General features: G+C 63.4%; 18 protein-coding genes and 2 tRNA genes. 15 read left to right on the top strand and 5 right to left on the bottom strand.

Translation table 11 applies throughout. The annotated features are described in order from the left end of the window. Window positions 1-75: 75 nt before the first annotated feature. Window positions 76-669 carry a DUF2796 domain-containing protein gene (locus ACWFUC_RS21865; RefSeq protein WP_134222888.1) on the bottom strand — a complete coding sequence of 198 codons (594 nt, stop codon included), beginning with the start codon at window positions 667-669 and terminating at the stop codon, window positions 76-78. A gap of 290 nt (window positions 670-959) precedes the next feature. On the opposite strand from ACWFUC_RS21865, the gene ACWFUC_RS21860 reads away from it, so the two are divergent. From ACWFUC_RS21860 to ACWFUC_RS21840, 5 genes are all read left to right on the top strand, one after another. Next, on the top strand, window positions 960-1,091 hold the full coding sequence (locus ACWFUC_RS21860; protein ID WP_256497406.1) for a hypothetical protein: 132 nt from the start codon (window positions 960-962) through the stop codon (window positions 1,089-1,091). Between the two features lies 1 nt (window position 1,092). Further along, window positions 1,093-1,929: a metal ABC transporter ATP-binding protein gene (locus ACWFUC_RS21855; protein WP_489623263.1), complete on the top strand. Its 837-nt coding sequence runs from the start codon at window positions 1,093-1,095 to the stop codon at window positions 1,927-1,929. Continuing rightward, the gene (locus tag ACWFUC_RS21850) at window positions 1,926-2,813 is read left to right on the top strand and encodes a metal ABC transporter permease (RefSeq protein ID WP_489637330.1); all 888 of its coding nucleotides are present in this window, start codon (window positions 1,926-1,928) and stop codon (window positions 2,811-2,813) included. Before ACWFUC_RS21855 ends, ACWFUC_RS21850 begins: the two co-directional genes overlap by 4 nt. A 59-nt stretch (window positions 2,814-2,872) precedes the next feature. After that, window positions 2,873-3,805, top strand: coding sequence for a metal ABC transporter substrate-binding protein (locus tag ACWFUC_RS21845; RefSeq protein WP_489623262.1), 933 nt, complete (start codon window positions 2,873-2,875; stop codon window positions 3,803-3,805). Between the two features lie 80 nt (window positions 3,806-3,885). Continuing rightward, window positions 3,886-4,203, top strand: a complete 318-nt coding sequence (locus tag ACWFUC_RS21840; RefSeq protein WP_039784852.1) for a putative quinol monooxygenase — start codon at window positions 3,886-3,888, stop codon at window positions 4,201-4,203. 45 nt (window positions 4,204-4,248) lie between these two features. Here the strand turns inward: ACWFUC_RS21840 and ACWFUC_RS21835 are convergent, their stop codons facing one another. Further along, window positions 4,249-5,187 carry a LysR substrate-binding domain-containing protein gene (locus ACWFUC_RS21835; protein ID WP_034335739.1) on the bottom strand — a complete coding sequence of 313 codons (939 nt, stop codon included), beginning with the start codon at window positions 5,185-5,187 and terminating at the stop codon, window positions 4,249-4,251. A gap of 19 nt (window positions 5,188-5,206) precedes the next feature. On the opposite strand from ACWFUC_RS21835, the gene ACWFUC_RS21830 reads away from it, so the two are divergent. Both ACWFUC_RS21830 and ACWFUC_RS21825 read left to right on the top strand, forming a co-directional pair. After that, entirely contained in the window at window positions 5,207-5,545 is a 339-nt protein-coding gene (locus tag ACWFUC_RS21830; RefSeq protein WP_489623261.1) for a hypothetical protein, read from the top strand. 462 nt (window positions 5,546-6,007) lie between these two features. Then, entirely contained in the window at window positions 6,008-8,023 is a 2,016-nt protein-coding gene (locus tag ACWFUC_RS21825; protein ID WP_489637329.1) for a methyl-accepting chemotaxis protein, read from the top strand. Window positions 8,024-8,047: 24 nt separating this feature from the next. Here the strand turns inward: ACWFUC_RS21825 and ACWFUC_RS21820 are convergent, their stop codons facing one another. Beyond that, on the bottom strand, window positions 8,048-8,845 hold the full coding sequence (locus ACWFUC_RS21820) for a uracil-DNA glycosylase family protein (protein ID WP_489623259.1): 798 nt from the start codon (window positions 8,843-8,845) through the stop codon (window positions 8,048-8,050). A 76-nt stretch (window positions 8,846-8,921) separates the two neighbouring features. Beyond that, the gene (gene uvrB, locus ACWFUC_RS21815) at window positions 8,922-11,003 is read right to left on the bottom strand and encodes an excinuclease ABC subunit UvrB (RefSeq protein WP_489623258.1); all 2,082 of its coding nucleotides are present in this window, start codon (window positions 11,001-11,003) and stop codon (window positions 8,922-8,924) included. A 433-nt stretch (window positions 11,004-11,436) separates the two neighbouring features. Here uvrB and ACWFUC_RS21810 point away from each other — a divergent pair, with 433 nt between their 5' ends. From ACWFUC_RS21810 to mnmH, 5 genes are all read left to right on the top strand, one after another. Then, complete coding sequence (locus ACWFUC_RS21810) at window positions 11,437-12,654, top strand: amino acid aminotransferase (protein ID WP_489623257.1); 1,218 nt, start codon at window positions 11,437-11,439, stop codon at window positions 12,652-12,654. 127 nt (window positions 12,655-12,781) lie between these two features. After that, window positions 12,782-12,857: transfer RNA gene (locus ACWFUC_RS21805), tRNA-Asn, on the top strand. Between the two features lie 180 nt (window positions 12,858-13,037). Continuing rightward, window positions 13,038-13,113: transfer RNA gene (locus ACWFUC_RS21800), tRNA-Asn, on the top strand. 237 nt (window positions 13,114-13,350) lie between these two features. Next, window positions 13,351-14,385 (top strand): selenide, water dikinase SelD, encoded by a 1,035-nt coding sequence (gene selD / locus ACWFUC_RS21795; protein ID WP_420105454.1) that lies wholly within the window; start codon window positions 13,351-13,353, stop codon window positions 14,383-14,385. Then, the gene (gene mnmH, locus ACWFUC_RS21790) at window positions 14,385-15,476 is read left to right on the top strand and encodes a tRNA 2-selenouridine(34) synthase MnmH (protein WP_489623256.1); all 1,092 of its coding nucleotides are present in this window, start codon (window positions 14,385-14,387) and stop codon (window positions 15,474-15,476) included. Before selD ends, mnmH begins: the two co-directional genes overlap by 1 nt. Window positions 15,477-15,482: 6 nt before the next feature. Here the strand turns inward: mnmH and ACWFUC_RS21785 are convergent, their stop codons facing one another. Beyond that, window positions 15,483-16,541 carry a permease gene (locus ACWFUC_RS21785; RefSeq protein ID WP_121042145.1) on the bottom strand — a complete coding sequence of 353 codons (1,059 nt, stop codon included), beginning with the start codon at window positions 16,539-16,541 and terminating at the stop codon, window positions 15,483-15,485. Window positions 16,542-16,885: 344 nt separating this feature from the next. Between ACWFUC_RS21785 and ACWFUC_RS21780 the strand changes: the two genes are divergently transcribed. The 3 genes from ACWFUC_RS21780 (at window position 16,886) to ACWFUC_RS21770 (ending at window position 21,061) form a co-directional block, all read left to right on the top strand. Continuing rightward, on the top strand, window positions 16,886-18,226 hold the full coding sequence (locus ACWFUC_RS21780) for an MFS transporter (protein ID WP_489623255.1): 1,341 nt from the start codon (window positions 16,886-16,888) through the stop codon (window positions 18,224-18,226). Between the two features lie 76 nt (window positions 18,227-18,302). After that, entirely contained in the window at window positions 18,303-19,871 is a 1,569-nt protein-coding gene (gene garD / locus ACWFUC_RS21775) for a galactarate dehydratase (RefSeq protein ID WP_121042141.1), read from the top strand. A gap of 80 nt (window positions 19,872-19,951) precedes the next feature. Beyond that, window positions 19,952-21,061: a lactonase family protein gene (locus ACWFUC_RS21770; protein ID WP_489623254.1), complete on the top strand. Its 1,110-nt coding sequence runs from the start codon at window positions 19,952-19,954 to the stop codon at window positions 21,059-21,061. Window positions 21,062-21,202: the final 141 nt, after the last annotated feature.

Raw genomic sequence — 21,202 nt, 5'->3', positions numbered from 1 at the left:
GGGCCGATCATAGCGCCGCTGCCTGTCATTGGGCTGACTGGTTGCCGGGGCAGGTGGCCCCGGCGGGTCGTCGCATCAGTTCAGGGGGATCAGGGCGCTGCCCGGCACCAGTTGCACCGCACCTTGCTTCTTGGGCGTGGCCAGTTGCACGTCGATGCGCTGGAAGCCGGGGAAGGCGGCAAACAGGCCGCTCACATCCACCGTATTGAGTGCGCCGGGGGTGGCGCAGACCAGGGTGAAATCGCCATCGAGGTCGGCATGGCCATCGCTGGGGGCGGGCTCGCTGCTGGCGGGCGTCTTCTCACCCAGCAGGGCCGGTGTCAGCACGGCCGACTCCAGCTGCACTTCGGCCGGCTTGCACTGGGCGGCGGCATCGGTGGCGAACATGCGGTTGACCTCGCGCAGGTTCTTGACGGCGGCGCGCACGGTGTCCTTGTCCTTGCCGCTGCTGGCGGCGTGTTCGAAGCCGACCAGGTTGATCAGCGGGCTGTCCAGGTGCAGGGTCAGGGTGTTGCCTTCCAGGGCCACGTCCAGCTTGCCCACGCCGTGCACGTGCGCGGGATGGTTGCCATGATGGTCATGGCCTTCATCGGCGGCCAGCGCAGGCAGGCTGGCCAGGGACAGCAGGACGAGAGGAATCAGGCGCAACGATGGACGGGATCGGAACATGGGCGGCTTCTTTCTTGTGCTTGTTGTAAAGAGAATTTAAGGGGGGCGGCAAACCGGCAACGCAAGGAAACAGACTGCAAACCAGGGCAGAAGATCCACCCTCAGAGCGGCATTGTGCCCCGGACCACGGGCAGATTTGCAGCGTTGTTACATTCTGCAACAGGGTTGCATTATAATGCCTGCTTTTCCTGTTTCTGCAACTCGGTTGCGCCAACGGGCAAGTGTGCTCTTCCCGGCCTTGCTGGCCGCCTTGTCCGGTGCCCGTGTTGCTTCTTCTCAGATTGCCTGCCGTGTCGTTTCTCTCTCGATTCCTGTTGAAGCAAGGCGTGCTCGCCAGCCCCTGGTGGGAGCGTGTGCTGGCCGTTGTGCCCGTAGTCCTGCTGCTGTGGCTGGGCGTGCACTGGGCCTTGGGGGAGGGCTGACATGGACGCTGCCATCTCGCTGGACAACCTCACCGTCAGCTATCGCCGCCATCCGGCCCTGCACCATGTCAACGGGGCCTTTGCGCGTGGTTCGCTCACCGCCATCGTCGGTCCCAACGGGGCCGGCAAGAGCACCCTGCTCAAGACCATGCTGGGGCTGGTGCGCTGCAATGACGGACGCGTGCATACCCATGTCGATGCACGCCGCATCGCCTACCTGCCGCAGCAGGCCGAGATTGACCGCAGCTTCCCCATCACGGTGATCGACTGCGTGCAACTGGGTTACTGGCAGGCCAAGGGCAACTGGGGCGGCATCGACGCCCCCATGCGCCAGCGTGCGGTGCAGGCGCTGGCGGCAGTCGGGCTGGACGGCTTTGCCGGCCGCCCGGTGTCCAGCCTGTCAGTCGGGCAGTTCCAGCGCGTGCTGTTTGCCCGCATCCTGCTGCAAGATGCCGAGGTGATCCTGCTGGACGAACCCTTCAATGCCATCGACGCCCGCACCACCGGCGACCTGCTGCGCATCATCTCGGCCTGGCATGCCGAACGTCGTACCGTCATTGCGGTGCTGCACGACCACGACCAGGTGCGCCGCGCCTTCCCGCAGACCTTGCTGCTGGCGCGCAATGTGGTGGCCTGGGGCGAGACGGCCGAGGTCATGTGTGAAGAAAACCTGCAGCGCGCCCGCGCCATGGCCGAGGCGGTCGATGAGCATGCCGGCGTCTGCGAGGTGAGCGAGGCGGAAGTGCTGGCCTTGTCGCGCGTGCATGACCATGCGCATGAACATTCACATGGGCATCCCCACGCGCACCATGCCGCCAACCCGGGAGGCCAGGCATGAGCGTACTTTCGACGTTGCAAACGCTGGCCATTTCCCCGTTCCTGGAATTTTCCTTCATGCGCCGCGCTTTGGTGGCTGCTTTTGCCCTGGCGCTGGGCAGCGCCCCGCTGGGCGTGCTGCTGACCCTGCGCCGCATGAGCCTGTTCGGCGAGGCCCTGAGCCACGCCGTGCTGCCGGGTGTGGCGGTGGGTTTCATCTTCTTCGGCCTGTCGTTGCCGGCGCTGTCCATCGGCGGGTTTGCCGCCGGGGTGCTGGTGGTGGCCGTGGCCGGCTGGATCAGCCGCCATACCGAACTGAAGGAAGACGCCAGCCTGGCTGCCATCTACGTGGTGGCCCTGGCGCTGGGCGTGATCCTGATTTCTCGCCACGGCACCCAGCTCGATCTGCTGCACATCCTCTTCGGCAACGTATTGGGCGTGGACAGCGAGGGCCTGGTACTCATTGCCGGTGTGGCCAGCGCCAGCGTGCTGGGCATCGCCGCGCTCTATCGCGGGCTGCTGCTGGAGAGCTTCGATCCTTCCTATATGGCCGTGGGCGGCGGACGCAGCGGCGGCGCGATCTACCAGCAGGTATTCCTGATGCTCGTGGTGATGAACCTGGTCGCCTCCTTCCAGACCCTGGGCACCTTGATGGCGGTCGGCCTGATGATGCTGCCGGCGGTCTCGGCCCGGTTGTGGCACGACACCTTGCCCGCGCAGCTGTGCAACAGCGTGTTGCAGGCGGCGCTGGCCGGGTATGCGGGGCTGCTGATCTCGTATTACGCCTCGGTGCCGTCCGGCCCCGTCATCATCGTCTGCGCGGGCGTGCTGTATGCCGCTTCGCTGTTGTTGGCCCCGCGCGGCTGGCTGCCGCGCCTGTTGCGGCGACCGCACCTGCAGGCCTGAGACTTCACTTTCTCCTGTCTATTGCTGATTTCTTCTGCTTCTCTTTTTCCGGAGTATTCATGAAACTGTTTCGTCCTCTCTCTGTGCTGCTGGCGGCCCTGGCCGTGGCGGCGAGCCTGCCGGCGGCCGCTGCCGAGCGCATTCCGGTGCTGGCCAGCTTCAGCATCCTGGGCGACGTGGTCGCCAATGTCGGCGGTGAGCGCATCGCCGTCTCCACCCTGGTCGGTCCGGATGAAGATGCGCACGTCTTCCAGCCCGCCCCGGATGACATCAAGGCGGTCTCGCGTGCCAAGCTGATCGTGGTCAATGGCCTCGGTTTCGAAGGCTGGATGGAGCGCCTGGCGCAGTCGGCCAATTACCGTGGCCCCATCGTGGTGGCTTCGGCCGGCATCAAGCCGCGCGAGCGCGTGGGGGAGGACGAGGACGATCATGCCCACGGTGCCGGACATGAACATCACGGCAAGGACGACCCGCACGCCTGGCAGGATCCGCAGAACGTGATCGTCTACACCCGCAACATCGTCACCGCCCTGGCCAAGCTGGACCCGGCCGGTGCCGAGGTCTACCGCAAGAATGGCGAGGCCTATGTCGCCAAGCTGCAGGACCTCGATGCCTGGGCTGCACGCCAGTTCAGCCAGATCCCGGATGCCAAGCGCAAGGTCATCACCTCGCATGACGCCTTTGAATACTTCGGTGCGCGCTACAAGGTACGCTTCCTGGCTGCGCAGGGCGTGTCTACCGACAGCGAACCCAGCGCCCGCGAGGTGGCTTCGCTGATCCGCCAGATCCGCAGCGAGAAGATCAAGGCCCTGTTCTTCGAGAACATGAGCAACCCCAAGCTGCTGCAGCAGATCGCCCGCGAATCCGGTACGGCACCGGGCGGCAAGCTGTACGCCGATGCATTGTCGAAACCGGATGGTCCGGCACCGGACTACCTCTCGCTGATGCGCTACAACATCACGCAATTGCTGGAAAAGATCCGTCTCAACTGAGGCGCGACAAATCGCGTATGCTGGTGGCCCCGCGCCGTCGCCCTGGCGGCGCCTGTCACCTTGCATAGGAGAATTCCCGCATGAGCACCGTTACCGTCGTCGCCATCATCACCGCCAAGCCCGGCCAGCGCGAAGCGCTGCTGGCCATTGCCCGTGCCAACCTGGCCGCCGTGCGTGCCGAGGAAGGTTGCATCGAATATGGACTGGTGGTGGATGTGGATGGCTTCGGCCCGAACCAGGCGCCGCTGGGGCCGGATACCTTTGCCTTCGTCGAGAAGTGGAAGGACGAAGAAGCGCTGAAACTGCACTTCACCCTGCCGCACATGACCGACTATCGCGAGAAGTCCAAGGACCTGATCGCGGATCGCAAGGTGCATGTGCTCAAGTCGGCGGACTGATCCCCGCCGCGTTTGTCCCCGCGCCCGGCGCGGGGGCGGACTCCCTCAGTATTCGCCAGGAAAATCCGCCGGCCAGGTCTGCTGCGGATCGAACGAAGACGCTTGGCCCATCTGCTTCAACCACGTGATGAAAGTCTTCAGTGCCGGATTGGTGTCGGCGCTGCTGCGATAGAGCATGTGGTAACCCTCCCCGTGCAGCACGATCTCCGGAAACAGCCGCACCAGCCGGCCTGCGGCCAGATCGTCATCCACCAGCGCCAGCGTGCCCATGCCCACGCCTTGGTCAGTAGCAGCCGCCTGCAGGCTCAGGAAGGAATGTTCATAGACCGTCCCCGGCATCTTGCGCCGCACCGCCACCCCGGCTTTGCCCAGCCACTGCGACCAGGCCGCTGAACGGCTGGAGAGGTGAATCAGCGGTACCTCCACGAAATCGCGCGGGACCCGGATCGGGTGCGTCTCCAGGAAGTGCGGCGAGGCCAGCGGTACCGACACGTCATCCAGGAAGCGCACGCAGTCGTAGCCGCTGCGCTCCAGCGGGCTGCGCCAGATGATGACGTCGAAAGGATCCTTCACATCCTCGAAATACTCCGACATGGTCGTGGTGACGCGCACCTCGATCCGCGGGTTGTCAATCTGGAACTGCGACAGGCGCGGAATCAGCCAGCGCATGGCCACCGAGGGCGCGGCGATCAGGCGCACCACGCGGCTCTTGCCGGCCAGGGACAATTGTTCGGCCGCCAGCGCAATGCGGTCCAGGCTGGCTTTGACCTCGGCATAGAAGGCCAGGGCCGCTTCTGTGGGTTCCACGCCACGCGACTGGCGTAAAAACAACGGTTGTTCGAAATACTCTTCCAGCGTTTTGATCTGCTGGCTGACCGCGCTATGGGTGATGAAAAGTTCATGGGCCGCCAGCGTCAGACTCCGCGTCCGGACTGCCGCTTCGAACACCTTGAGGGCCTTGAGCGGGGGTAAGGATGAAGACATGCTGTAAGAAAAACTTATAGTGGTGACGGAAAATGTTGCTTTGCAAAAGCCGGGGGCGACCTTATTCTTCAATCACCCAAACGTCAAACAGAAGGAATTCATCGTGAACAACGTCAGTATATTGGCAAAAGATGCCGGTTTTTCTAACAATTTGCGCTCTCTGGTCGAGCTGGTGAAGTTTGCTGTCCGGCAAGTCATCGCCGCCCATGCCCTGAAGCCCGTGCGCAACGATGCTACCGACCTGCATGACGCCGCCTACTTCGAAGGCGTGACCGACCACTTCGAGATGGAAGTGCGCCTGCGCCAGCTGGATCACAGCCACCTGCACGCCGTCTGGAAGCTGCAATCGCAGATCTGAATGCCGATGCGGCCAGCTTGATGGCAGCCCCCGCAGCAATGAAGTACCGCAGTACCCGGCAGGACCAGGCCCGATGCGCCTGAAGAACGACGAAGAAGAGACCGGCTCCGCATGCCCGGAGCCGCAGCAGGCAGCCAGCAGTCGCCCACATAGGCAGACCCTGCCCGACGCATCTCCGTAGTACCCGTATTACCCGCAACGGTGGCCTGATGGCCGACAGCACCCCCAACATGGCCAGGTGCACGCTGCGTTGAACACCCCCGATCCCCGCTGCTGCGGGGATTTGTCGTTTACGCGTGTGTTTCCTGAAAAGCCATGCCGTCTTGCCCGCTCCTGACACTTTCCTCTTAACAAAAATGACATCGCGCGGTAGTGGAGCACTGCTATATTTGTCGCGGGGAAAAGAAATATGTTGCTGTTCATGCAGGTTCCGCTTCATTGCTTCTTACAGGGGAGTTCGCCATGTTGTCTTCACTTCGTGCCCGGCTGATCGTCATTTGCGTACTGATCGTGGCGGTGGCCATGATCGTTCTCAGTGGTGCCAACATCTACACCGTCCGCAGCGATACGTTGGAGGGCATTTCCACCCAGACCCGCCAGCTCACCGAAAGCTACGCCGCCAACATCACCGAGTGGGTGCGCAGCAAACGCATCATCACCGGGGCCATGAAGCAGGCCTTGAAGCAAAGCGATGTCCTGCCCATCGTCGCGGCGGCCCAGGAGGCCGGTTCCTTCGATGATGCCTACATCGGCTATCCCGACAAGCGCATGCTGGCCCTGCACCCGATGCCGGCCGGCTACGATCCGACCGCGCGGCCCTGGTACAAGCAGGCGGTCGATGCCGGCAAGCCGGTACTCACTGCCCCCTACGTGGACGCCACCACCGGCAAGCTGGTCGTGACCTTCGCCGAGCCGGTCAGCGACAAGGGGACCCTGCAGGCCGTGCTGGGCTCGGACGTGCAACTCGACAACGTGGTGCGCACCGTGGCCGGCATCAAGCCCACGCCATCCAGCTTCGCCTTCATCGTCGGCAAGGATGGCCTCATCATCACCCACCCCAACAAGGAGCTGGCCCTGAAGCCGGTGTCGGCGCTGGACCAGAATCTCTCCGCCGCCTCGCTGGCCGGGATGAAGCAGGGCGCCAGCGCGACCATCGGCGGCGTACCCTATCTGCTCTTTACGCAACCCATCGACAACACTGACTGGTCGCTGGTGGTGGCGCTGGATTATCGCGAGGCCACGCATGCGGTTGGGGCGCTGATGGCGCTGGCGGTGATTCTGGCCGTGGTGGCCATCGTCGCGGCGGCATTGCTGCTGAGCTACACCATCACGCGCCTGCTGCGCCGCCTGGGCGTGGTGCGCAATGCGATGGAAGAAATCGCGTCAGGTGACGGCGATCTTACGCGCCGGCTCGATACCAGCGGCAAGGATGAACTGGCGCAAATTTCCCGCGCCTTCAATCACTTTGCCGACAAGATCTCGCGCACCTTGCTCGATATCCGGCGCGCCAGCGAGTCTGTGAAGGTTTCTTCCAGCGAAATCGCCAGCGGCAACATGGACCTGTCCGCCCGCACCGAGCAGCAGGCCGGTTCCCTGGAAGAGACCGCATCGGCGATGGAAGAACTCACCTCCACCGTGAAGCAAAACGCCGATAACGCCCGCCAGGCCAACCAGCTGGCGGTGTCGGCCTCGGATGTGGCGGTGCATGGTGGCACCGTGGTGGGCCAGGTGGTCAGCACCATGAGTTCCATCAATGAGTCTTCCCGCAAGATCGTCGACATCATCAGCGTCATCGATGGCATCGCCTTCCAGACCAATATCCTGGCCTTGAATGCTGCCGTGGAAGCGGCGCGTGCCGGTGAGCAGGGGCGCGGGTTTGCGGTGGTGGCGTCGGAAGTGCGTTCCCTCGCGCAGCGCTCGGCCACGGCCGCCAAGGAGATCAAGCAGCTCATCGATGACTCGGTGCAGAAGGTGGAAGCGGGCAGCCAGCTGGTGGCCCAGGCCGGTTCGACCATGGATGAAGTGGTCTCCAGCGTGCGCCGCGTGACAGACATCGTGGGTGAGATCAGTTCAGCCAGCCAGGAGCAGAGTGCCGGCATCACCGAAGTGGGCAATGCCGTGACCCTGATGGATGAGGCGACCCAGCAGAACGCCGCGTTGGTGGAGGAAGCAGCGGCAGCGGCCAAGTCCCTGCAGGAACAGGCGGCTCACCTGGCCGCCGTGGTGGCGGGCTTCAAGCTGGATGAAAGCGGCGGAGCCGCACCGATCACGCCGCCGCCGGTTCATCATGCGGCCCCGCCGCCGGCTGCAGCAGCCCGTCCGGCACCGGTCAACATCACGCCCAAGCCGGCACCGCTGAAGGCCAAGCCCGCCAGCAAGCCTGCGCTGCCGGCCGAACCGGCTGCGCCTGCCGCGCCCAAAGCCGCACCGAAAGCACCGCCCAAGAGCGGTGGTGGCGACGACTGGGAAGAGTTCTGAGCGAGGAAATGGAAGCGGGCCGCCTCAGGCCCGCTTCTTCAGCAGCTGCATGGGCGCAAACAATTGCTGCATGCCGCTGTGCTCGATGAAGCTGAGGTTGTAGGGATGCTCGGCCACCGCGCGCGGGAATTGCGCTACCAGCGGCAGGCCGCTCAGCTGCTCGGCGATCTTCCCCCACAACACCAGCGTGGGCAGGTTTTTTTCCTGTGCCTGGCCATGCTCGGCCAGGGCGCGCAATACCGTTTCAAAGAAGGGCTTCCAGCCCTTGGCATCCTTGAGCGGAGCGATGTGGCTGCGGAACACCAGGCTGGCATTGAGCAGCAGGAAGCCTTGCGCCGTCAGGTTGTCCTGCAGCTCGGCCAGGGTCTGGATGCTGCCTTCCACATCGGCCTGGGCCTGCGCCGCAATGCCGGCCAGCGCATCGCCACTGGTCTGGCCGGCCTGAAGTGCGCCTTCGGCCACCAGCAGCATCTTCATGAAATTGCGCAGCGAGGTCGCCCGATTGACCTGCTTGGACAAGCCCTTTTCCGACCACAGCGAACCCACCGCGCCATCCATGAAGCACACACCGGTGGCACTGGCCGCGCGCGGATAGGGGCCTTCGCCCACCAGCACGTAGCGCACCTGGTCCATGGGCTGCGCGAAGGCTGCGAACAGGCGGCCTTCGGTGGGCAGGTAATCGTCCTGCGCCAGGGTAGGAAGATAAGCGGGATCGGCTTGCTGGATCGCCTCCATGCCGGCGCGCAGGGCGGCATGCCAGGAGGGGTGGGCGGTTTGGATCAGGTCGAGCAGGGGAGCGGGGAGGGCGGAAACGGAAGACATGGAAAATGAAAGGGAGGCACGGCCGTATGAATGAAGTGGCGGCATTGTATACCGCCCGGCCGGCCTCCCCGCAGGATCAGGCGACCGCCGAATCGCTGCCCGATGCACCGAAGAGCTGCTGCTTGAGCAGCTGCAACTGGTCGCGCGCTGCGGCGGCCTTTTCGAACTCCAGGTTCTTGGCGTGTTCCTGCATCTGCTTCTCCAGTCGCTTGATCTCCTTGCTGATCTGCTTCTCGCTCATGGATTCGTAGTTGCGCTTCTCCTCGGCCACCATCATTTCGGTGCGTGCCTGGGCCGGGTTGAAGACGCCGTCGATCAGTTCGCGGATCTCCTTCTTGATGCCGGTCGGCACGATGCCATTGGCGGCGTTGAAGGCCAACTGCTTGGCGCGGCGGCGCTCGGTTTCGCCGATGGCCTTGTGCATGGAATCGGTCACCACGTCGCCATAGAGGATGGCCATGCCGTTGAGGTTGCGGGCCGCGCGGCCGATGGTCTGGATCAGGCTGCGCTCGGAACGCAGGAAGCCTTCCTTGTCCGCATCCAGGATCGCCACCAGCGAGACTTCGGGAATGTCCAGGCCCTCGCGCAGCAGGTTGATGCCGACCACCACATCGAAGGTACCCAGGCGCAGGTCGCGGATGATTTCCACCCGTTCGACCGTATCGATGTCGCTGTGCAGGTAGCGCACCTTGATGCCGTTGTCGGAGAGGAATTCGGTCAGCTGCTCGGCCATGCGCTTGGTCAGCGTAGTCACCAGCACGCGCTCGTCCTTGGCGATGCGGTCGTTGATCTCCTGCATCAGGTCATCCACCTGCGTGGTGGCCGGACGCACGGCGATGATGGGGTCCACCAGGCCGGTCGGGCGCACCACCTGTTCCACCACCTGGTCGGCGTGGGTGTTTTCATAGTCCGCGGGCGTGGCCGAGACAAAGATGGTCTGGCGCATCTTCTTCTCGAATTCGTCGAACTTCAGCGGCCGGTTGTCCAGCGCCGAGGGCAGGCGGAAACCGTAGTCCACCAGGTTCACCTTGCGCGCACGGTCGCCGTTGTACATGCCGTTCAACTGGCCGATCAGCACGTGCGATTCGTCCAGGAACATGACGGCGTCCTTGGGCAGGTAATCCACCAGCGTCGGCGGCGGGTCGCCCGGCTTGGCCCCGGACAGGTGGCGCGAGTAGTTCTCGATGCCCTTGGTGAAACCGATCTCGGTCATCATCTCGATGTCGAAGCGGGTGCGCTGTTCCAGCCGCTGTTCTTCGATGAGCTTGTTTTCCTTGCGGAAGAATTCCAGGCGCTCGGCCAGTTCTTCCTTGATGGTCTCGATGGCGCGCAGCACGGTCGAGCGCGGCGTCACGTAGTGCGAACCGGGATAGATGGTGAAGCGCGGGATCTTCTGGCGCACCCGGCCGGTCAGCGGATCGAACAGTTGCAGGCTGTCGATCTCGTCGTCGAAGGTTTCGATGCGCACGGCCAGCTCGGCGTGTTCGGCCGGGAAGACGTCGATGGTGTCGCCGCGCACGCGGAAGGTGCCGCGGCCGAAATCGACTTCGTTGCGGGTGTACTGCATCTGGATCAGGCGGGCGATGACGTCGCGCTGCGAGACCTTGTCCTTGGCGCGCAGGGTCAGGATCATCTGGTGGTATTCGTTCGGGTTACCGATACCGTAGATGGCCGAGACGGTCGCCACGATCACCACGTCGCGCCGTTCCATCAGCGACTTGGTGCAGGACAGGCGCATCTGCTCGATGTGCTCGTTGATCGAGGAATCCTTCTCGATGAACAGGTCGCGCTGGGGGACGTAGGCTTCCGGCTGGTAGTAGTCGTAGTAACTGACGAAGTATTCCACCGCATTGTGCGGGAAGAATTCGCGGAATTCGCTGTAGAGCTGCGCCGCCAGCGTCTTGTTGGGGGCGAACACGATGGCCGGGCGGCCCAGGCGGGCAATCGTGTTGGCCATGGTGTAGGTCTTGCCCGAGCCGGTCACGCCCAGCAGGGTCTGGTAGAACAGGCCGTCATGCACGCCTTCGACCAGCTTGTCGATGGCCGCCGGCTGGTCGCCCGCCGGGGGGAACACCTGGTAGAGCTTGAAGGGCGAGTCGGGGAAGGTGACGAACTTGCTCTCGTCCAGCTCGGTATTGATGGGGGTCAGTTCAGCCATGGTCTGGGTTGCCTTTGTCGCGCGGGTTCCGGTGTGCCGCCACGGTGCAGGAAGAACCGGCAAGGTCCGCAAGCGGGGCATTGCACACAGGCAAGGTGGAGGCGTGAATATTGATCAAATGCTGCCGGGATGCTGAAGTTCAAGACACAATCTGCGCCTCCGCAGCCGGCAAAACCGGACGCAAAGGCGCGTCAGGAGCCAGCTCATCCACTGGGCCTGACGGCCTGGCGCGGGGTGGGTGCAGATCGGGGTTATGTCGATAGAACATGGTGTCATGCAGATTCAGCAGGCAATTGGGCCTGTCTGTGTCTGTGATTGGCCATCCACATTTGTTAGAATGCAGTGTTGCAAAAAGGTGCACATCCGAATCTCTCCCTGTGCACCCATTTCCTTCTGCAGCGCTTTGTTGCAGCTAACTTTTCATGTTATCACGATGAACGCACCTGTCTCCGCCTCCCTGTTTTCCGCCATCGAAATGGCGCCGCGCGACCCCATTCTGGGCGTGACCGAAGCCTACAACGCCGACCAGAACCCGGCCAAGACCAATCTGGGCGTGGGCGTGTACTACGACGACAACGGCAAGGTCCCCCTGCTGGAATGCGTGAAGAAAGCCGAGGCGGAACTGGCGGCCAAGCTGGCCCCGCGCACCTACCTGCCCATCGACGGCCTGGCCACCTATGACCGCGCGGTGCAGGAGCTGGTCTTCGGCGCCGGCAGCGCCGTGGTGACCGAGAAGCGTGCGATCACCGTGCAAGCCTTGGGCGGCACTGGCGCGCTGAAGCTGGGTGCCGACTTCCTCAAGCACTTCTCGCCGGCCGGTACCGAAGTTTGGATCAGCGACCCGAGCTGGGAAAACCACCGCGCCCTGTTCGAGATGGCAGGCTTCAAGGTCAACGCCTATCCGTACTATGACCCGGCCACCCGTGGCGTGAACTTCGCCGGCATGCTGGACGCCTTGAAGACCATGAAGACCGGCTCGGTCGTGCTGCTGCACGCCTGCTGCCACAACCCGACCGGCGCCGACCTGACCGACGACCAGTGGACGCAAGTCATTGAAGTGGTGACCTCGCGCGGCCTGGTTCCCTTCCTGGACATGGCCTACCAGGGCTTTGGCGACGGCATCGCCGAAGACGGCCAGGTGGTGCGCCGCTTCGCCGAAGCTGGCGGCCCGCTGTTCGTGTCGAACTCCTTCTCCAAGTCCTTCTCGCTGTATGGCGAACGCGTGGGCGCATTGTCCATCGCCGCAGCCAGCGCCGAAGAAGCCGCCCGCGTGCTGTCGCAACTCAAGCGCGTGGTGCGTACCAACTACTCCAACCCGCCGATCCACGGTGGCCAGGTGGTCGCAACCGCCCTGGCATCGCCCGAACTGCGCAAGCTGTGGGAAGACGAACTGGCCGAGATGCGCGTGCGCATCCGCGAAATGCGCCAGCTGCTGGTGGCCAAGCTGAAGGAAAAGGCGCCCGGCCATGACTTCGACTTCGTCATCAAGCAGCGCGGCATGTTCTCCTATTCGGGTCTGACCAAGGCCCAGGTGGATCGCCTGCGCAACGAGTTCTCCATCTATGCCGTCGACACCGGCCGCATTTGCGTGGCTGCGCTCAACACCAAGAACATCGACGTGGTGGTCGACGCCATCGCCAAGGTGCTCTAATTGGCATGCGCGGCCCCGTCTTCGGAGGGGCCGCGCAGGGCGCTTTCTCCTATGAAAAAATGCGCCTTTCCCTGAAAAAAGTTTTGACATGAAGTAAAAATCGCGTCATAATCTTTTTCTCAGCTGTTCCCTGATAGCTCAGTCGGTAGAGCGACGGACTGTTAATCCGCAGGTCCCTGGTTCGAGTCCAGGTCGGGGAGCCAAAGAATGCGAAGGCCTCGCAAGCAATTGCGGGGCCTTTTCAATTAGTGTGAGGCTGGTGTTTTGGTCTCGTACGAAGGGCGGCAGGGCTATGCCGCCACGATGCAGAACGATGTAAAAAATTTTCGTTTTACACTCTGGTAAATCTGAAAAAAATCGTTCATAATCGCGCCCTCAATTGATCCCTGATAGCTCAGTCGGTAGAGCGACGGACTGTTAATCCGCAGGTCCCTGGTTCGAGTCCAGGTCGGGGAGCCAGAATACGAAAGCCTCGCAAGTTTCTTGCGGGGCTTTTTTGTTTTTGGCTTCGTATCTTGTGATGCTCACGCACTGCGCTGGAAACGAGCACAGTTGAGCTGGTTTTTAGCTCACCAGATAAATGCTTCGCCTAGCGTGTCTTCATCTCGTAGCAGTCGCTACCGGCCTTTTCCGTTTCACTTCCTGTCAATTAAACGCTGCTAGAATCGGCATCCCCCGATCAGCCAGGACTTTCCCATGAGCGACCCCATTCGTCTGACCCAATACAGCCATGGCGCCGGTTGCGGCTGCAAGATTTCGCCGCAGGTGCTGGAAGTCATCCTGGCCGGCAGCGGTGCCCAGCATCTCGATCCCAAACTCTGGGTTGGCAATGCCTCGCGCGATGACGCGGCGGTCTATGCCATCGATGAAGAGCGTGGCGTGGTCTCGACCACCGATTTCTTCATGCCCATCGTCGATGATCCCTTCGACTTCGGCCGCATCGCCGCCACCAATGCCATCAGTGACATCTACGCCATGGGCGGCGATCCGCTCATGGCCATCGCCATCCTCGGCTGGCCGGTCAACGTGCTGCCGCCGGAAGTGGCACGCGAAGTCGTGCGCGGTGGCCGCGCCGCCTGCGACGCGGCCGGCATCCCGCTGGCCGGCGGCCATTCCATCGATGCCCCGGAACCCATCTTCGGCCTGGCCGTGACCGGCGTGGTCGAGAAGCGCCACATGAAGCGCAACGACACCGCCAGTGCCGGCTGCCTGCTCTACCTCACCAAGCCGCTGGGCATCGGCATCCTCACCACCGCAGAAAAGAAGGGCAAGCTGCGCCCTGAAGACGTCGGCACCGCGCGCGACTGGATGTGCCAGCTCAACCAGCCCGGCAGCCGCTTCGGCAAGCTGGCGGGCGTGGCTGCGATGACCGATGTGACCGGCTTTGGCCTGCTGGGCCATCTGGTGGAAATGTGTGAAGGCAGCGGCGTGAGCGCACGCATCCAGCACGCGCTGGTGCCCAGCCTGCCGGGCGTACCTTACTACCTGGCCGAAGGCTGCGTGCCGGGCGGCACTGGACGTAATTTCGAGAGCTACGGCAGCAAGATCAGCCCGCTCAGCGAAGCCCAGAAGAATCTGCTGTGCGATCCCCAGACCAGCGGCGGCCTGCTGGTGGCGGTGCGGCCCGAAGCCAATCCGGAATTCCTGGCCACCGCCGCCGCCCTCGGACTGGAACTGGCCCCCATCGGCGAACTGGTGGAACGACAGCGTTACGCCGTAGAGGTGCTTTGATGGCCGATCTGCAGCCCAGCCGCGAACTGTTCCTCAACGATACGCCCATGCTGGATGCTCGGGCACCGGTGGAGTTCGGCAAGGGTGCCTTTCCGACTGCGGTGAACCTGCCGCTGATGAACGACAGCGAGCGTCATCAGGTCGGCCTGCGCTACAAGGAGCAGGGCCAGCAGTCCGCCATCGAACTGGGTCATCAACTGGTCAGCGGAGCGGTGAAGGACGAACGGATTGCGGCCTGGGCGGCGTTCGCAAAAGCGCATCCGGAAGGCTGCCTGTATTGCTTCCGCGGCGGCCTGCGCTCGCAAATCACCCAGCAGTGGTTGAAGAGCGAAGCCGGCATCGCCTATCCGCGCGTGGCCGGCGGCTACAAGGCGCTGCGCCATTTTCTGATGGAAGCCATCGACCAGGCCTTGGCCGAGTGTTCCTTCGTGGTGGTGGGCGGCATGACCGGCTGCGGCAAGACCGACGTGCTGCTGCAGCTCGACAACGCGCTGGACCTGGAGGCTTGCGCCAATCATCGTGGCTCCAGTTTCGGCAAGCGCGCCAGCCCGCAGCCTGCGCCCATCGATTTCGAACACCGTCTGGCCATTGCCCTCATCAAACTGCAAGCGCAGGGACATCACTGGTTTGCGCTGGAAGACGAAAGCCGGCTGATCGGTGCCTGTGCCTTGCCGCTGGCCTTGCACCAGCGCATGCAGAGCCTGCCCATGGTGTGGCTGGAAGACAGCAGGGAAGGGCGCGTGGAACGTATCCTGCGCGATTACGTCAGTGGCCTGTGCGAGGAATACGTGGCGCTGGATCCGCGCCACGGGTTTGAACGCTATCGCGCGCATCTGCTTGCTGCATTGGGCAAGCTGGTCAAGCGCCTCGGCGACCAGCGCTACCGCCGCCTGCTGCAGATGATGGAAACGGCGCTGGCGCGCCAGGAACAAGACGGCGTGGTCGACCTGCACCGCGCCTGGATCGATGCCTTGCTGGCGGAATACTACGATCCCATCTATGCCTTCCAGCGGGAGTCCAAGCGCTCCCGCCTGCTGTTCGCAGGGCAGCAGACCGAGGTGGTCGGCTTCCTGCGCCAGTATCGGCCCTGAATCAATTTACAGCAGGACCACCGCCACCAGCCCGCTGACCACGCCGATGAGCATGGTCAGCAGGGTGACGGTCGTGAGTACGCGCGGCGTGAAGGATTTGCGCAGCATCAGCAGCGACGGCAGGCTGATGCTGGGCAGGGTCATCAGCAACGCCACGGCCGGCCCCACGCCCATGCCCAGCGAAAGCATGGATTGCACGATGGGGATCTCGGCGGCCGTCGGAATCACGAAGAGCGTGCCCACCACCGCCAGCGCCACGATCCACAGCAGGCTGTTGCCCATGCTGGCATCGACCTGCGGGAACAGCCACACCCGCGCCGCGCCCAGCGCCAGCACCACCACGATGTAGACCGGTGCCGTGGTCCAGAACAGTTGCCACAGCTTGCTGCCCCAGCGGACCAGGAAATGACGGCCATCGTCCATCGGTTCATATTCTGCGGCGGCCACCGCATCGAGGGCGGCCTGCGGCAGGGTCTCGGTCTGCGCCACACGTTGCGCGATAAGCGACACACCCACTACCAGCAGCACGCCGGCCACCAAACGCAGCGCGGCAAAATGCCAGCCCAGCACGAAGCCCATGAACACCAGCGTGGCCGGATTGAGCACCGGGTTGGCGATCCAGAAGGCCAGCGCGGCCCCGACCGACACCTGCTGGCGGCGCATGCCCGCCACCACCGGTGCGGCGCAGCAGCTGCACATCATGCCGGGCAGGGCGAACAGGCCGCCACGCAGGGTCGAGCCGAGGCCGGCGCGGCCGAACACCCGCAGCAGCCAGTCGCGCGGCACCAGCACCTGCACCAGCGAACCCAGCAGCACACCCAGCACGGCGGCTTTCCAGATGGCCAGGAAGTAGACCGTGGCATATTCCAGCGCAGCCGACCACGGGGCGGCGGGCGCATTGGCCAGGATGGAGGCGCCAATGCTGTGCTTGTCGGCGGCCACGAAGGATTTCAGGTAGTAGGGGGACCACTTCACATAGTAAAGGCCGATGGCCGCCACCAGGATGAACAGCAGCGGCTTGAGCCAGGCAGAAGAGCCGCGCGAGGCGGAGGATGAGAAGGTCATGGGAAGATCTGGTGGTAAAGAATCGTGGGAGAGCAGGAGAGTGCGCGCATGATACCTGCCGCGCGCCACTTCGTCAGTGCGCCAGAAGGACATGTCAGACAACTGCGGCGCCCCCTGTCACCGGCCTGAAGTGCAGATTCCTTCACATTCAACGCTTGCGTCCGTTTCGTGTCCTGTTATACTGCGCTTGCTGTTGTATGACGTCTTATAACAATCACCCCAACACACAACAATACGCCAAGAGACACTGCCGGCAAGTCCCGATGCCAGTCCGCCCGCGTTCCTGCGGCGGCGCTTCGGGGCCGGCCAGGCGGAGCGGATGGCGAGAGACCTGGAGAATCCAATTGGCGCAAAGCAACACCCCCAGCGGGGCAGCGGCCGGCAAGCCGACCCATATCCGCTACCTGATCCTGTTCCTGCTGTTCGTCGTCACCACCGTCAACTACGCTGACCGTGCCACGCTTTCCATTGCCGGTTCGGCCATGAAGACCGAGCTGTCGCTGGACCCGGTCACCATGGGCTACATCTTCTCGGCCTTCAGCTGGGCGTACGTGCTGGCCCAGCTGCCGGGCGGCTGGCTGCTGGACCGCTTCGGTTCCAAGAAGATCTACATGTGGAGCATTGCCCTGTGGTCTTTCTTCACCTTCCTGCAGGCCGGTGTGACGTGGATGAGCACGGGTGCGGCCGTGATCGCGCTGTTCCTGCTGCGCTTCATGGTGGGCCTGGCCGAAGCGCCGTCCTTCCCGGCCAATGGCCGCATCGTCGCGGCCTGGTTCCCGACCAAGGAACGCGGCACCGCCTCGGCCATCTTCAATTCGGCACAGTATTTCGCGGCCGTGATCTTCACGCCGCTGATGGCCTGGATCGTGCACACCTACAGCTGGCATCACGTCTTCACCGTCATGGGCGTGGTCGGCATCCTGCTGGCCATGGTCTGGGGCAAGATCATCTACAGTCCCAAGGACCATCCGCGCATCAACCCGGCTGAACTGCAGCATATCGAATCCGGCGGCGGCCTGGTCGACATGGACAACAAGAAGGTCGCAGCCCCTTCCACCAAGGGCAAAGGCTACATTCGCCAGTTGCTGTCCAACCGCATGCTCCTGGGCGTCTACATCGGCCAGTACTGCATCAACGTGATCACTTACTTCTTCCTGACCTGGTTCCCGGTGTACCTGGTGCAGGAGCGCGGCATGTCCATCCTCAAGGCCGGTTTCGTGGCCTCGATCCCGGCGGTGTGCGGCTTCATCGGCGGCGTCGTCGGCGGCCTGATTTCGGACCGCCTGATCAAGAGCGGCATGTCGGTCACCTGGGCGCGCAAGATCCCCATCGTGGGCGGCATGCTGTTGTCGATGACCATGATCCTGTGCAATTACGTCGATGCGCAGTGGATGGTGGTGGGCATCATGGCGCTGGCCTTCTTCGGCAAGGGCGTGGGCGCGCTGGGCTGGGCAGTGGTGGCCGATACCGCGCCCAAGCAGATCGTGGGCCTGTCGGGTGGCCTCTTCAACATGTTCGGCAATGTGGCCGGCATCACGACCCCGATCGTGATCGGCTATATCGTCAAGGAGACCGGTTCCTTCTCCGGTGCGCTGGTCTTCGTGGGCATCAATGCACTGGTGACCGTGATCAGCTATCTTGTCATCGTCAAGGAAATCAAGCGCGTCGAACTCAAGGACGTCTGATCCGTTTTACGGGCGGCCGCTGTTGCAGTGGCCGCCCTTCATTTGAATTGCAGCATTCTGTCGCATGGGACTTAGCATGAGCACCGATACCGCCGCCAGCCAGGCATTCACACCGCGCTACATCATGATGAACGACACCGACAATGTCGCCATCGTCGTCAATGACGGAGGCCTGCCTGCCGGCACCGTCTTCCCCGATGGCCTGACCCTGGTCGACCGCGTGCCCCAGGGCCACAAGATCGCGCTGCGCGATCTCAAGCAGGGCGAGGCCATCGTACGTTATGACGTGGCCATCGGCTACGCCGTGCGTGACATCCCCAAGGGCAGCTGGATCGAGGAATCGCTGGTGCAGATGCCCCCGGCGCGCGGTCTCGACAACCTGCCCATCGCCACTAAAAAGCCGGCCCCGCAGCCGCCGCTGGAAGGCTATACCTTCGAAGGCTACCGCAACGCCGATGGCTCGGTGGGCACGCGCAACCTGTTGGCCATCACCACCACCGTGCAATGCGTGGCCGGTGTGGTGGAGCATGCGGTCAAGCGCATCCGCGCCGAGCTGCTGCCCAAGTATCCCAATGTGGAAGACGTGGTGGCGCTGGAGCACACCTATGGCTGCGGCGTGGCCATCGATGCGCCCAACGCCGGCATCCCCATCCGTACGCTGCGCAACATCAGCCTGAACCCCAACTTCGGCGGCCAGGCCATGGTGGTGAGCCTGGGCTGCGAAAAGCTGCAGCCCAACCGCCTGCTGCCGGAAAACATGATCCCCATCCACAAGGCCGGCGAGCCCTATGTGGTCTGCCTGCAGGATGCGGAACACGTCGGTTTCAACTCCATGATCGATTCCATCATGAAGATGGCCGAGGCGCGCCTGACCGAACTGGACAAGCGCCGCCGCGAAACCTGCCCGGCCTCGGACCTGGTGGTAGGCGTGCAGTGCGGCGGCAGCGACGCCTTCTCGGGCGTGACGGCCAACCCGGCAGTGGGCTTTGCGACCGACCTGCTGGTGCGCGCAGGCGCCTCGGTGATGTTCTCGGAAGTGACCGAAGTGCGCGACGGCATCGACCAACTGACCTCGCGCGCGGTCAACGAGGAAGTGGCCCAGGCCATGATCCGCGAGATGGACTGGTACGACAATTATCTGAAGCAGGGCGGTGTCGACCGCAGCGCCAACACCACCCCCGGCAACAAGAAGGGCGGCTTGGCCAACATCGTCGAGAAGGCCATGGGCTCCATCGTCAAGTCCGGCTCCAGCCCGATTTCGGGCGTGCTCTCGCCGGGCGACAAGCTTCAGCAGAAGGGCCTGATCTATGCGGCCACGCCCGCCTCCGACTTCATCTGCGGCACCTTGCAACTGGCGGCCGGCATGAATCTTCATATCTTCACCACAGGCCGGGGTACGCCGTATGGCCTGGCGGCCGTGCCGGTCATCAAGGTCGCGACCCGCAATGACCTGGCGCGGCGCTGGCATGACCTGATGGATGTCAACGCCGGGCGTATCGCCAGCGGCGAAGCCACCATCGAACAGGTCGGCTGGGAGCTGTTCCAGCTGATGCTGGACGTGGCCAGCGGCAAGAAGCGCACCTGGGCCGAACAGTGGAAGCTGCACAATGCACTGACCCTGTTCAATCCGGCGCCGGTGACCTGATCCTTCCTTGGGGCCCGCTTGCGGGTCCTTTTTTTGTTCCATCGTCATGACAACAACAAGATGATTCGCCAGGAGACCGCATGAGCAACACCCTTTCTTCACCTTCTTCCCGCTTCGCCACCTTGATTGCCACTTCAGTCCTCAGCCTGGCCGCCGCGCATGCCGGTGCGGCCACTGTCGCCTACGTCTCCAATGCGGACAGCCAGGACATCTACGTGCTCCGGCTCAATGGCGATGGCAGCGTCAACCTGATCGACAAGGTCGATACCGGCAGCACCGTGATGCCGCTGGCCCTGAGTCCCGATCACAAATTCCTCTATGCCGCGCTGCGCGGCCAGCCGTATTCGGTGGTGAGCTATGCCATTGATCCCGCCAGCGGCAAGCTCAAGGCGCTGTCCAAGGTGCCGCTGGCCGACAACATGGCCAACATCGCCACCGACCGCAGCGGGCGCTACCTGCTGGCCGCGTCCTACTCCGGCAACAGGATCTCGGTCAATGCCATCGGGACGGACGGTACCGTGCAGGCCCCGCCGCTGGCGGTGATCCCGACCGGGAAGAACGCGCATTCCGTGCAGGTTTCTCCTGACAATGCCTTCGTCTTTGCCAGCAACCTGGGCAGCGACGTGATCCTGCAATACCGTTTCGACCCGGCCACCGGCACGGTCACGCCCAACAGTCCGCCGTCGGTCGCCACCAAGGCCGGTGCCGGGCCGCGCCATTTCGTGTTCTCGCCGGACCAGCGTTTCGTCTATTCGACCAATGAGCTGGACGCCACTGTCAACACCTACGCCTACGATCGCCAGTCCGGCACCTTGACCCTGCTGGCCAGCGACTCGGCCTTGCCGGAAGGCTTCAAGACCAGTGAACCGCTGGCGGCCGCCGACTTGCACCTGACGCCGGATGGCCGTTTTCTTTATGCCACCGAGCGCGCCTCCAACACGCTCAGCGCTTATCGCGTGGACCCGGCCAGCGGCAAGCTCACCCGCATTCTCAACATCCCCACCGAAACCCAGCCGCGCGGTTTCAACATCGATCCGCAAGGACGCTACCTGCTGGCCGTCGGGCAGAAGGCCGGGCTGACCAGCTATGCCATCGACCGCGACAGCGGGGCGCTTACGCCGGTCTTCCGCTACACCTTGGGACGCAATCCGAACTGGGTCGAGATCATCGACTTGCCCGGCGTACGCTGATACCTGAAGGGTTTTGCTTCACCCTCAGAAACCTCAATATGTTGTTTTTCGGGCTTGCCGAATGTCATTTCGGCAAGCTTTTTCACATCTGTGCCCCGCCATATGAATCAGGCTTGATCCAGGACAGCCGGCCCCGGGTGT

This window comes from Herbaspirillum sp. Her4 (assembly GCF_057961335.1).
This window is presented reverse-complemented; position numbering and strand designations above follow the sequence as displayed.